Origin of the sequence: Amycolatopsis sp. CA-128772 (assembly GCF_002904295.1) — a bacterium.
Lineage (GTDB): Bacteria > Actinomycetota > Actinomycetes > Mycobacteriales > Pseudonocardiaceae > Amycolatopsis.
In genome coordinates, this window is sequence record NZ_PPHG01000029.1 from 68,482 (window position 1) to 80,873 (window position 12,392).

The following is a 12,392-nucleotide window of genomic DNA, read 5'->3' on the forward strand; positions in this document are numbered from 1 at the left end:
CGACAACCGGTGGTTGTCGATCACGCCGAAACGGCTGTTGGACCCGGCCCCCTCCCGGGGGTTTGCTTGGGGCACGAGGAAACCGAGGGAGCGTGAAATGGTGGAAGGGATCGCGGCCGGCGTGCCCTTCGTGGCGGTGCCGCCGGCGGACGAGAACGCGCCGGCGGCCCTGCTGGCGGGCTGGCACCTGATGGACGCGCCGGCCAGTGAGCAGGCGATGGCCGACGCCGTCCCGATGGCGGGCCTGCAGGCGTGGCGGGTGTACTTCGGGCTGCCCCTGTCCGGGAAGCGGCTGCCCGAGGGCGGTCCGCCCGAGGTGTTCCGGCGCGCGAGCGAGGACGCCGTGCTGAACGTGTTCGGTCCGGTGACCGAGCAGGCCGCGGACGAGTTCCCGGCGGCGCTGGCCGAGCTGCGCGACCGGCTGCCGGGCGCGACCGGGCCGCTCGGGGTGTTCGGCGGCTCGGCCGGGTCGCTCGTGGCCCTGGAGGTGCTGGCGCGCGGCGACGCCGCGATCACGGCGGCCGCGGTCGTGAGCCCGGTCGTCCGGCTCTCGCCGATGATCGCCGCCAACGAGCGCCGCTTCGGGGTGTCCTACGCCTGGACGGAGCGGTCACGGGAGGTCGCGGCGCGCCACGACTACCTCGACCGGGCGGCCGAGCTGACCGTGCCGCTGCTGCTCGTCACCGGCGCGGACGACGACGTCGCCGTGCGCGAGCCGGCCCAGGCGCTGCACGAGAAGCTGGGGGCCGAGCTGGTGACCGTCGACGGGATGGCGCACGAGTTCCCGCCGGGGACGCCGGAAGCGGCCCGCGTCGACGCCGCCTTCACGGAGTGGTTCGCGCGGCGGCTGCGAGGCTGACGTCGTCGTCCGGCAGCCAGGCGTGCTCCGGGTCGTGGGCGCACCAGTCCTCCTCGCGGCTGGCGCGCCCGGCCACGGCCAGCAGCCGCCGCAGCGCCGGGTGCGCCTTGCCGCGCCGCCAGACCAGCGACCACGGGAACAACGGCGACGGCTCGAACGGCAGCACCTTCAGGTTCAGCTCGGGCGCCAGCTCCATGTCGGCGCCGGCGAGGGTGACGCGCCGCTTGCCGTACCGCGTCTGTTCGAGGGTGTGCCGCAGGTCGTAGCTGACGCCGGAGTCGTCGATCGGCACCCCGAACCGGGTGCACAGCTCCGCGAGGTAGGACAGCCACTCGGCGGGGCCGCGGAGGCCGGGCAGCCAGATGCCGTCGGCGCGCAGCTCGTCGAGCGGCAGCACGTCCTGCACCGCCAGCGGGTGTTCCGGCGCGAGCAGCGCGACCAGCGGCTCGAGCCGGACGACCCGGTGCTCCAGCTCGTCGGGCAGCGGCCGGTCGCCGCCGGTGACCCGGCCGAAGGCGGCGTCGAGCTCGCCCGACAGCAGCGGCTCGACCGCGTTGGCGAACCCGCCGCCGGCGACCCGGTCGATCTCCAGTCCCGGCTGGCGTTGGGCGAGGCGGCGGAGCAGGAACATGGGGGAGAGCCGGTAGTCGAGGACGTCGAGCCGCAGCGGCCGGTCCTCGGCGCCCACCGCGGCCACCGCGGCGTCGGCCACCCGCAGCAGCTCGCGCGCGTGCGGGAGGAACCGCTCGCCGTCGGCGGTCAGCTCGACCGTGCGGGGCGTGCGCAGGAACAACGGGGCCGCGAGGGTGTCTTCGAGCTTCCGGATCCGCTTCGACAGCGCCTGCTGGGTGAGGAACAGCGCCTGGGCGGCCCGCCCGAAGTGGCGGTGCTCCGCGGTCACCACGAACGCCCGCACCTGGGCGAGGTCGAGGTCCACCGGCTCAGGCGCCCGGCGGCCGGTCCCGGACCACGCAGGTCAGCCGGGCGGTGCAGGTGCGGCGGCCTTCGTCGTCGGTCAGCACGATCTCCGCGGTGATCGTGCCGCGGCCGACGTGCAGCGGCGTCGCCACGCCGGTGACCGTGCCCGCGCGGACGGCCCGGTGGTGCGTGCAGGACAGCTCCAGTCCCATCGCCGCCTTGCCGGGGCCGGCGTTGAGCGCGGCGACCGTGGACCCCAGCGCTTCGGCGAGCACGGCGTTCGCGCCGCCGTGCAGCAGGCCGTACGGCTGGAGGTTGCCCTCGACCGGGATGGTGCCGACCACGCGCTCGGCCGTCGCTTCCAGCAGCTTCATCCCGACCTTGTCGTTCAGCTGCTGCTCCGCCGCCGCCGGGTCGATGCCCGACAGCCGCTCCACGTCGATGGGGGCGGCACTGTCCGTCACACAAAGCTCCTGTTCCTATGCGACACGTAAGAGTGTCAGACCCTCAGCCTAGACTCGGCCTCGTGAGCCCGAGTGAGAAGACGACCGTTGCCAACGCCACAGGAAACACCAGCCTCGCCGAGCGGCCGAAGCTGCTGCTGATCGACGGCCATTCGATGGCCTACCGCGCGTTCTTCGCCCTGCCCGCGGAGAACTTCAAGACGAAGACCGGTCAGGTCACGAACGCGGTGTTCGGCTTCACCTCGATGCTCATCAACCTGCTGCGCGACGAAGCGCCGACCCACCTCGCGGTGGCGTTCGACCTCTCGCGCAAGACGTTCCGCTCGGAGACCTACGCCGACTACAAGGCGAACCGCAGCAGCACGCCGGACGAGTTCCGCGGCCAGGTGGACCTGGTCAAGGAGGTCCTCGAGGTGCTCGGGATCCCGTCGCTGGTGAAGGAGAACTTCGAGGCCGACGACATCATCGCCACGCTCACGACGCAGGCGACGGCCGACGGGTTCGACGTCCTCATCTGTACCGGCGACCGCGACGCCCTGCAGCTGGTCACCGAGCAGGTCACCGTGCTGTACCCGAAGCGCGGCGTCTCGGAGATGACCCGGTTCACCCCGGACGCCGTCGAAGAGAAGTACGGGCTCACCCCGCGGCAGTACCCGGACTTCGCGGCCCTGCGCGGCGACCCCTCGGACAACCTGCCGAGCATCCCCGGCGTCGGTGAGAAGACGGCGGCCAAGTGGATCAAGCAGTTCGGCTCGCTCGACGACCTCATCGACCGCGTCGACGAGGTCAAGGGCAAGGTCGGCGACGCGCTGCGGGCGCACCTGTCGTCGGTCCAGCTCAACCGCCAGCTGACCGAGCTGATCCGCGACGTCGAGCTGGAGATCGCGCCGTCGGGGCTGGAGCTGCGCCCGTGGGATCGCGAGGCGGTGCACGCGCTGTTCGACGAGCTGGAGTTCCGCGTGCTGCGGGACAGGCTGTTCGCGACGCTGCAGAGCGCCGAGCCGGAGGCCGACGAAGGCTTCGAGGTCTCGGGTTCCGCGCTCGCGCCGGGCGCGCTGGGCGCGTGGCTGACCGCGCACGCGGCCGGTGGCGAGCCGGTGGCGCTGTCCTTCCGCGCGGTGGGCACGTCGGTCCGGTCCGACCTGCGCTCGGTCGCCTTCGCGACGGCCGACGGCGAAGGCGCGTATGTCGACGTCACAGCGATGGACCAGGCCGACGACGCGGCGCTGGCCGCCTGGTTCGCCGACCCGAAGATCCGCAAGACCGGCCACGACCTCAAGGTCCCGCTGCACGCGATCCGCGCCCGCGGCTGGGCCCTCTCCGGGCTCGCCATGGACACCGCGCTCGCCGCGTACCTGGTGCGCCCGGGCCAGCGCACGTTCGAACTCGACGACCTGGCGCTGCGTTACCTCCACCGCGAGCTGCGCTCGGAGACCGACGGCGGCGACGGGCAGCTGTCGCTGCTCGACGGCGGCGCGGAAGGCTTGGAGCAGAAGGAGATCCAGGACGAGCTGGTGAAGGCCCGCGCGATCTTCGAGCTGGCCGGCGCGCTCGACAAGGAGCTGGAGCAGATCGGCGGCGCGAAACTGCTCGCCGAACTGGAACTGCCGCTGCTGGAGGTGATCACCGAGCTGGAGGTCGCCGGCGTCGCGGTCGACCTGGAGCAGCTGACCACCCTCGAAGCGCACTACCTCTCGCGTGTCACGCAGGCGGCCGAAGAGGCGTACGCGGTGATCGGCAAGCAGATCAACCTCGGTTCGCCGAAGCAGCTGCAGGTCGTCCTGTTCGACGAGCTCGGCATGCCGAAGACCAAGCGCACCAAGACCGGCTACACGACCGACGCCGAGGCGCTGCAGGGCCTGTTCGAGAAGACCGAGCACCCGTTCCTGCAGCACATGCTGGAGCACCGGGACGCGACGAAGCTGCGCACGACGGTCGAGGGCCTGATCAAGGCCGTCGCCGACGACGGGCGCATCCACACCACGCTGCTGCAGACGATCGCGGCCACCGGGCGGCTGTCCTCGACCGAGCCGAACCTGCAGAACATCCCGGTCCGCACCGAGGAAGGCCGCCGCATCCGCGACGCCTTCGTCGTCGGCGAGGGCTTCACCGAGCTGATGACCGCGGACTACAGCCAGATCGAGATGCGGATCATGGCGCACCTTTCGCAGGACGAGGGCCTCATCGAGGCGTTCAACTCCGGCGAGGACCTGCACACGTTCGTCGCCTCGCGCGCGTTCTCGATGCCGCCGGAGGAGATCACGCCGGAGCTGCGCTACCGCGTCAAGGCGATGTCGTACGGGCTCGCGTATGGGCTGTCGGCGTACGGGCTTTCGCAACAGCTGCGAATCTCCACCGAAGAAGCCAAGGAGCAGATGGAGGCGTACTTCACCCGCTTCGGCGGCATCAGCGACTACCTCCACTCGGTCGTCGGCGTCGCGGCGAAGAACGGCTACACCGAAACGGTCTTCGGCCGCCGCCGTTACCTGCCGGACCTCAACAGCGACAACCGCCAGCGCCGCGAGATGGCCGAGCGGATGGCGCTCAACGCCCCGATCCAGGGCAGCGCGGCCGACATCATCAAGGTGGCGATGCTGAACGTCCACCGCGCGCTCGTCGAGGCGAAGCTGAAAAGCCGGATCCTGCTGCAGGTCCACGACGAACTGGTGCTGGAAGTCGCCGAGGGCGAGAAGGAGCAGCTGGAGCAGCTGGTCCGGGCCGGCATGGGCTCGGCGTACTCCCTGGCGGTGCCGCTGGAGGTTTCGGTCGGCTACGGCCGGTCGTGGAACGAAGCCGCGCACTGAGTCATCCGGGGCTCCGCCCCGGGGCGGGGGCTTCGCCACCCGGACCCCCTCAAGAGGTTCCGCTCACTCCCCGTCACGGCCATCATCACCGGGTCGTGGCGCGGGAGCACTCGGGCGGACGGCGCCGCAGGCACGCACCGCGGCGATGCTGGGCGCCATGGCCAGTGACTTCCAGCGACGCAAGATCTCCGGCGTGTTCGGCGCCATGGACCACGACGGCGACGGGTTCCTGACGGAGGCCGACTTCCGGGCGCTCACCGCGCGCTGGCTCGACCTGCGCGGCACCGACGCGGGCACGCCCGACGGGCAGCGGCTCACCGGCATCATGATGGGCTGGTGGGGCACCCTCGACGACGCCGCCGGCGGTGGCGGCAAGGTCAGCCTCGACCAGGTGCTGCAGGTCGTCGACGCCCTCCCGGCGATGCCGGGCGCGGTCACCGGCACGGCCGAGGCGATGTTCGAAGCCGTCGACGAGAACGGCGACGGCGTCATCTCCGCCGCCGAGTACGACCGCCTCATCGCGGCGTGGAACGGCGTCGGCACGCCGTCCGAAGACGTCTTCGCCCTCCTCGACACCGACGGCGACGGCCGCCTGTCCCGCGAGGAGTTCACCGGGCACTGGTTCGAGTTCTGGGCCGGCGACGACCCGGCCGCGCCCGGCAGCCGCGTCTTCGGACGAGTGTGATCCGGCGTTGCGCCGAACGGAGGACTCCGTTCGGGTGAGCCATTACCGCTGGGTAGGGAGGTCGGCGCCACCGCGTGGCGATCACGGCGTAGGGTCCGCCGAATGGGGTTCGAGCGTGAGCGACGACGCTGGCGGGTCCGGTTGCACGACGAACTCGGCCGGGTGTGCGGAGCGGGCACGGTACTGGACGAGTACCACGTGCTCACGAGCGCGCACGTCGTCGAGACCGCCGGCGGCCCGCGAGCCGCGCTGAGCGTCGACTTCGTCGGCCTGGCCGAGGCGATGCCCGGCGCCGCGACCGTCGTCGAAGGGTGCTGGGTGCCCTCCGACGGCGGCGGCCACGGCGATCTCGCCCTGCTGCGCCTGGAACGGCCCGAATCCCGCGTGTTCCGCGCGCCCCTGCACCGGATGCCGCTCGGCGAGCACCAGCTCGTCCGCGCGTTCGGGTTCCCGCCCGGCTCGGTCGGCCGCTGGACGCACGCCCGCCTCGGCGGCCCGGAGCAGACCGGCGGCGAGTGGGTCCGCCTGTTCCGCACGGCCGAAGCCGAGCCGCTCGGCCCGGGCTTCGGCGGCACCGCGGTGCTCGACGAGGCGACCGGCCACGTCGTCGGCATGGTGGTCGGCAAGGACACCGGCACGTGGATGGTGCCGGTCGAGACGATGCTCGGGCACCTGCCCCAGCTGAGCATCTGGACCTCCGGCAGCCCGGCCGTCGACGCGAGCTTCTCGCGTCCGGTCGGCGAGGCCGTCGACGTGTCCTTCGTGCAGCGCGTCGCCGACTGGTTTTCGAACGCCGAACCGGGGACGGTCTGGGTGGTCGACACGGGCGAGGCCGGTTCGCCGGTCGCGGCGGCGCTGCGGTTCGGGATCGTCCTCGCCGACCGGGAACGCTCCCTCGGCGTGCCCGGCCTGCCGCCCGCGCTGGGCGAGATGCCGCCGCCGGGCAGCGTGGACCTCGCGGTCGACGCGACGGGCCGCACGGCCGACGCCGTCCGCCACCGCATCGCCGACCGCCTCACCAACGGGGTCGCCGGCCGCACCCTGGTCGTCGACGCGATCGACGACTCGGCCGAGCCCGACCGGCTCGTCGGCGAGGTGCTGGCCCCGCTCGCCGGCCGCGCGGCCGAGCTCGGTCTGCGTCTGTTGCTGGGCTTCCGCGAGGAGTCGTCGCCGGGGGTGGCGGCGGTGCGGGCGAGCACGGGCCAGGCCCGCCCGGCCCCGGACGACCTCGCGGGCCGGCTCGAGGTGCTGACCCAGGCGGTGGCGGAGCTGGCGGAGATCGAGGCGTACCAGCTGCGCGTGGCCACGCGCTTCACGGGCGTCGCGATGCTCCCGGCCCGGGCGCAGCGGCTCCGCGGGGCGCTCAAGCAGCTCCGGTCGGCCGAGGTGGACGGCGACGCGGAGTGGGTCGAGCGCCACATCGACAGCCACGAGCACGCGGTGGCCCCGGCGGTGGAGGACGGCCGCCGCCAGCGAGCGGTCCTCGACGGCCTGGTCGCCCGCCGCGAGGAACTGCGCGCGAGACTGTCGGCCGACCACGACCTGGCCCGCGAGTACGGCCTGCTGGGAGACCCGGAGATCGAGCAGGCGTACATCCCGGCGAAGAGGTTGCTGATCGACGGCCCGTGCGAACTGACGGCCGCAGCCACAGCGGTCGACACGTACGCGGCAGCGATCCGGGCCCGCATCGAGGACCGCGGCTGAGCAGGCTGCGGGGCGCCGGAACTGTCGGTGCCTGCCGGTAGCGTGGAAAACGGGGGGCGCCCCGCGGCCCGTGGATCAGACCGTGAGGACCACCTTCCCCCGCAGGTGACCGCCTTCGAGCAGCCGGTGGGCGTCGGCGATGCGGTCGAACGGGAACGTCTCCTGGACGCTGACCCGCAGCGCCCCCTGCTCGACCAGCCCGGCCAGCCCGCGCAGCGCCACCGGATCCGGATCGACCGCGATGCCGCTGAACCGCATTCCGGCCGCCTCGAACCTCGCGATCAAGTCCGTGTCCTCCTCCGCCACCGCCGTCACGAGCTGGCCCCCGGGCCGGAGCACCGCGAGCGAGCGCGAAGCCGTGTCGCCGCCGATCGTGTCGAGTACGACGTCCACGTTCCGGACCACCTCCGCGAAGTCCGTCGTCGTGTAGTCGACGATCTCGTCGGCGCCCAAGCTCGCGACGAAGTCCCGCTTGCCCGTCCCCGCGGTCGTGATCACGTGCGCGCCCAGTGACTTCGCGAGCTGGATCGCCACGTGCCCGACCCCGCCGCCACCGCCGTGGATCAGGACGCGGTCGCCCTTCGTCACGCCGGCCAGGTCGACGAGGCCCTGCCAAGCCGTCAGCCCGACGATCGGCAACGCCGCCGCCTCGACGTGGGACAGTGACGCCGGTTTGCGCACCAGGTGCAACGCCGGCGCGGCCACGAACTCGGCGTACGCGTTGGCCGCCCGGGGGAACAGCGGCATGCCGAACACCTCGTCACCGGGCCGGAACCGCCACGTCTGCGACGCCGGCTCGACCACACCGCTGATGTCCCAGCCGAGGGTGAACGGTGGCGCGCCCAGCAGCGGGAATTCACCGGCCCGCAGGCGTGCTTCCAGGGGGTTCAGCCCGATCGCCTTGACGCGGACGAGGACCTCGGTCGGCTGAATGCGGGGCTCGGGCGCGTCCACGATGGTCAGGACTTCGGGGCCGCCGAGCGTGTGCTGGGTGATGACTCGCATACCCCCACCATGATCGCCGCCGCGGCGGCGTACCACCGGTGTGCCGCCAGGAAATTCCGGAAACCCGCCACCGTAGGGTGAGGTCATGATCGAGCCGGTGTTCCAGAACGGCGCTGCGGCGGCTTGCGGGCCCCTGGCCCACGGCGAGGACGTCGCCGCGCACTTCCACGACTTCGGTCAGCTCCGGTACGCCGCCTCCGGGGCACTGGTCACCACGACCCGGGCCGGCACCTGGGTGGCGCCGGCGAACCGCATCACCTGGGTGCCGCCGTTTTACGTCCACAGCAGCCGCTCGCACGGCGAGACCGTGATCCGGCTGCTCGCGGTGCCGGCGGCCCTGGCCGGGCGATTGCCGGCGCAGCCTTCGGTGTTCGCGGCCAGTGCGCTGATGCGCGAGGCCTACCTGGCGACGGGCACCGAGCCGGCCGGCAGCCCGCGCGCCCGGCTGCTGCTGGAGGTCGTCCTCACCGAGCTCGCCCGCGCTCCGCAGGAACCGCTGCGCCTGCCCGAGCCGGGCGACGCCCGCCTCAAGGCCGTGACCGACCTGCTGCACGCCGATCCGGCCGGCCCGGCGACCCTGGCCGAGCTGGGGCACCGGACCGGCTCGAGCGAACGCACCCTCAGCCGCCTGTTCGGCAGCGAACTGTCGATGAGCTTCCGCCAGTGGCGGACCCTGCTGCGGGTCCAGCGGTCCCTGCTCGAACTGTGCGCGGGCGCCTCGGTCACCGACACGGCGATCCGGCTGGGCTGGGCGAATCCGGGCAGCTTCATCGACGCCTTCACCGACCTCGTCGGCCAGACACCCGGCCGCTACCGCGCCGCGGCGCGCGCCGCCGCCGGTGCGCTGTCCGTGGACGGTGGCGGACCCGGTGACACGCCGGTCGGCGTTCGAGGTGGGTGAACGGCCGCCCGCTGAGTTGCACGCCAGAGCCGGAGCCGGAGCCGGAGCCGCAGCCGCAGCCGGAGCCGATCAGCCGGGCACCGCGTCCAGCGCCGCCTGCACGCCTTCGGCACGCTCGGGCAGGCCGACAGCTCGCCACAAAGCGACCGCCAGGCTCAGGTGGTGCCGGGCCGCGGCCGCGTCGCCGAGTTCGCTTTCGAGCTCGCCGAGCTGCTGCCAGCACGCGGCCTCGTTGCTGCGGTCCCCGTTGAGGCGGAAGACGTGCGCCGCGCGCTGCAGGGCCGAATCCGCCCGGGAGCGGTCACCGGCCTCCGCGTAGATGGCACCGAGCCGTTGGTCGGTGTAGGCGCCGCACCGCTCGTCGTTGATCTCGTTGAAGATCGTCAGCGCTCCGGTGAGGTCGCGCAGCGCGGCCGGGGTGTCGCCGACCCCCTGGTGGTACCGGCTGAGCGTGCGGAGGATCACCGCCTGCCGGTGCCGGTCGCCGAGGTCGCAGGCGATCCGCAGGCCGTCCTCGATCCACGAACCCGAGTCGGCGGCGCCCTGTTCGAAACCGATGATGCCGATGGCGGTCCGGATCTGCGCTTCCGCCTGCCGGTGCCCGGCGGCCACGAGGTGGGCCAGCGCTTCCTTGTCGACGGTCAGCGCCGCGTCGAGTTCGCCGCGGACGCGGTGCACCGTGCCCAGGCTCGCCAGGGCGAGCCCTTCGCCGCGGTGATCGCCGATGCCCTGGTACAGCTGCGCGCACCGGTGCAGGTCGTCGCGGGCTTCGGCCATTTCGTCGAGGTAGATGTGCACCTGGCCGAGCCCCTGCAGCAACGCCGCTTCCCCGTGGGCGTTGCCGGCCGCGCCGGCGGCGGCCAGGGCGATCTGGTGGCTGCGGTTCCAGTCCTGGTACAGGCTGCGGTGGTCGTAGTAGGGCACCGCGGCGATCGCCAGCTCCCACGCCAGTTCGTCCAGCTCCCATTCGGCCGCGAGCTCGATCGCCCGCAGCAACGTCCCGCGTTCGGCGTCGAACCAGGCGATGGGATCGACGACCGTGTGGTCCGGGGTCCAGCGCGGCGCGCGCCCCGGCGTGGGCCGGAACAGGCTGGGGTAGCACAGGTCGCGGGCCTGCTCGGCGAGGGCGAGCCAGGCGGAGAGGACCCGCTCCACCGCCGCCCGGCGGTCCTCGGCCGGGTAGTGGTCGTGAGCGCCTTCCGACGCGTAGGCGCGCAGCAGGTCGTGCAGCCGGTAGCGCGGCTGGCCGGCGCGGTCGGTCGTCACCAGGCGCACGAGGTAGGCGTCGACGAGGGTGTCGAGCACGTCGTCTCCGGCCGGGTGGCCGAGGAGCGGGCCGATCACCCACGCGGGGAGCGTTTCCGCGCCCAGCAGTCCCAGCAGCCGGAACGCCCGCACGGCTTCCCCGGGGAGCAGGCGCAGGCTCAGGTCGAAGTTGGCCCGCACGTCGAGGTCGCCGACCCGCAGCTCGCGCAGCCGCCGGGACTCGTCCTCCAGGCGTTCGCGCAGCACCTGCAGGGTCCACGCCCGCCGGCTCGCGAGCCTCGCCCCGGTGATCCGGATGGCCAGCGGAAGGCGTCCGCACAGCCGGACGATCGCGTCGGCCTGCTCCGGCTCGCGCTCGACACGCTCCGCCCCGGCGATGCGGGCGAGCAGGTCGCGGGCGTCTTCGGCGGACAGCACGTCCAGCTCGACGTGCTCGGCGCCGGCCAGGTCCGCCAGCCGGTGCCGGCTCGTGACCACCACCGCGCACCCCCCGGACGGCGGCAGCAGCGGCCGCACCTGCTGGGCGCCGGCGACGTCGTCGAGCAGCACGAGCATGCGGCGATCGGCCAGCCGTGACCGGTAGAGGGCGGCGCGTTCGTGCAGGCCCGGCGGCATGACCGCGTCCGTGACGCCGAGTGCGCGCAGCAGCTCGGCCAGCAGCATCGCCGGGTCGCGCGGCACGGCGGAGGTGCCGGCGAGGTCCAGGTAGAGCTGGCCGTCGGGGAACGCGTCCCCGGCCTGGCGGAGCGCTCGCACGGCGAGGGCCGACTTACCGGTCCCGGGTGCGCCGGCGACGACCACCACCCGGCGCTCGGCCAGCAGGTCCAGCAGCTCCTGCAGCGGCCCGGCGCGGCCGGTGAAGTCCGGGATGTCCGCGGGCAGCTGGGCGATCGACCGCGGCTCTTCGGTCGCGGTCGCCACGTCGAGCGCCGGATCGGCGCGCAGGATCTGGGCGTGCACGCGCTGCAGGCCGTGCCCGGGATCGGCGCCGAGTTCCTCGGCCAGCAGGCGCTGGATGTCGTGGAACACGGCGAGCGCGTCGCCCTGGCGGCCGCTGCGGTAGAGCGCGATCATCAGCAGTTCCCGCGCGCGTTCGCGGTACGGGTGCTCGTCGGTGAGCCGGGACAGCTCGGGGATGGCCAGCGCGTGTTCCCCGTGCAGCAGGTCGAGCTCGGCGAGGTCTTCCAGCGCGCCGAGGCGGTATTCCTCCAGCCGGCTGCGTTCGGTGGTGGCCGCCGGGGTGTCGAGGCCGCTGAAGGCGGGCCCGCGCCACAGCGTCATCGCCTCGGCGAGGTGCTGCCGGGCGGCGGTCAGGTCGCCGTCGCTCCTGGTTTCGCGCGCCCGGGCGAGCCGCGACGCGAATTGGGCGCTGTCGAGCTGGTCGGGCGCCACCCGCAGCAGGTACCCGGTGCCCACCGTCTGCAGCGAGCCGTCGTCGAGCTCCAGCGACCTGCGCACCTCGCCGACGTACTTCTGGACGAGGTTGACCGCGCTCTTCGGCGGGCCGCCGTCCCAGGCTCCCTCGATGATCTGCTCGCGGTCCACCCGCTGGTTCGCGTGCAGCAGCAGCACCCCGAGCACCCGCAGGCACTTCCCGGACCCCACCTCGACCGGGTCCTGGCCCCACCAGGCCGCGACCGGCCCCAGCACGCCGAATCGGACATCAGACACGCACCAGCCCCCTCCCCGAAGCCGAGCGTACCTCCGACCTGCCACGTTCCGTAAGACTGCAGTGCGATTGCAGTGAGCGTTGCCAAGCTCCCGACGCCAATGAAAACGTGTTGAC

9 protein-coding genes are annotated in these 12,392 nt (G+C 73.1%); 5 read left to right on the forward strand and 4 right to left on the reverse strand.

Annotated elements, in window-relative coordinates; translation table 11 throughout:
* The first annotated feature begins 97 nt into the window (after positions 1-97).
* Positions 98-859 carry a S9 family peptidase gene (locus C2L59_RS14285; RefSeq protein WP_103349991.1) on the forward strand — a complete coding sequence of 254 codons (762 nt, stop codon included), beginning with the start codon at positions 98-100 and terminating at the stop codon, positions 857-859.
* Here the strand turns inward: C2L59_RS14285 and C2L59_RS14290 are convergent.
* Positions 825-1,796 carry a LysR family transcriptional regulator gene (locus tag C2L59_RS14290; RefSeq protein ID WP_103349992.1) on the reverse strand — a complete coding sequence of 324 codons (972 nt, stop codon included), beginning with the start codon at positions 1,794-1,796 and terminating at the stop codon, positions 825-827. The two genes, C2L59_RS14285 and C2L59_RS14290, sit on opposite strands and share 35 nt — an antisense overlap.
* Before the next feature lie 4 nt (positions 1,797-1,800).
* Entirely contained in the window at positions 1,801-2,241 is a 441-nt protein-coding gene (locus C2L59_RS14295; protein WP_103349993.1) for a hotdog fold thioesterase, read from the reverse strand.
* Between the two features lie 62 nt (positions 2,242-2,303).
* Between C2L59_RS14295 and polA the strand changes: the two genes are divergently transcribed.
* From polA to C2L59_RS14310, 3 genes are all read left to right on the forward strand, one after another.
* Entirely contained in the window at positions 2,304-5,045 is a 2,742-nt protein-coding gene (polA, locus tag C2L59_RS14300; protein WP_103349994.1) for a DNA polymerase I, read from the forward strand.
* Between the two features lie 157 nt (positions 5,046-5,202).
* Positions 5,203-5,730, forward strand: a complete 528-nt coding sequence (locus tag C2L59_RS14305; RefSeq protein WP_233223493.1) for an EF-hand domain-containing protein — start codon at positions 5,203-5,205, stop codon at positions 5,728-5,730.
* A 102-nt stretch (positions 5,731-5,832) separates the two neighbouring features.
* A complete protein-coding gene (locus C2L59_RS14310; RefSeq protein ID WP_103349996.1) occupies positions 5,833-7,434 on the forward strand; it encodes a serine protease in 1,602 nt (533 codons plus the stop codon).
* Positions 7,435-7,509: 75 nt separating this feature from the next.
* On the opposite strand, the gene C2L59_RS14315 is transcribed toward C2L59_RS14310, so the two are convergent.
* Positions 7,510-8,439: an NADP-dependent oxidoreductase gene (locus C2L59_RS14315; protein WP_103349997.1), complete on the reverse strand. Its 930-nt coding sequence runs from the start codon at positions 8,437-8,439 to the stop codon at positions 7,510-7,512.
* An 85-nt stretch (positions 8,440-8,524) separates the two neighbouring features.
* Between C2L59_RS14315 and C2L59_RS14320 the strand changes: the two genes are divergently transcribed.
* Positions 8,525-9,340 carry a helix-turn-helix transcriptional regulator gene (locus tag C2L59_RS14320; protein ID WP_103349998.1) on the forward strand — a complete coding sequence of 272 codons (816 nt, stop codon included), beginning with the start codon at positions 8,525-8,527 and terminating at the stop codon, positions 9,338-9,340.
* Between the two features lie 69 nt (positions 9,341-9,409).
* Here C2L59_RS14320 and C2L59_RS14325 read toward each other — a convergent pair whose 3' ends face one another.
* The gene (locus tag C2L59_RS14325; RefSeq protein ID WP_146060386.1) at positions 9,410-12,277 is read right to left on the reverse strand and encodes a BTAD domain-containing putative transcriptional regulator; all 2,868 of its coding nucleotides are present in this window, start codon (positions 12,275-12,277) and stop codon (positions 9,410-9,412) included.
* Positions 12,278-12,392: the final 115 nt, after the last annotated feature.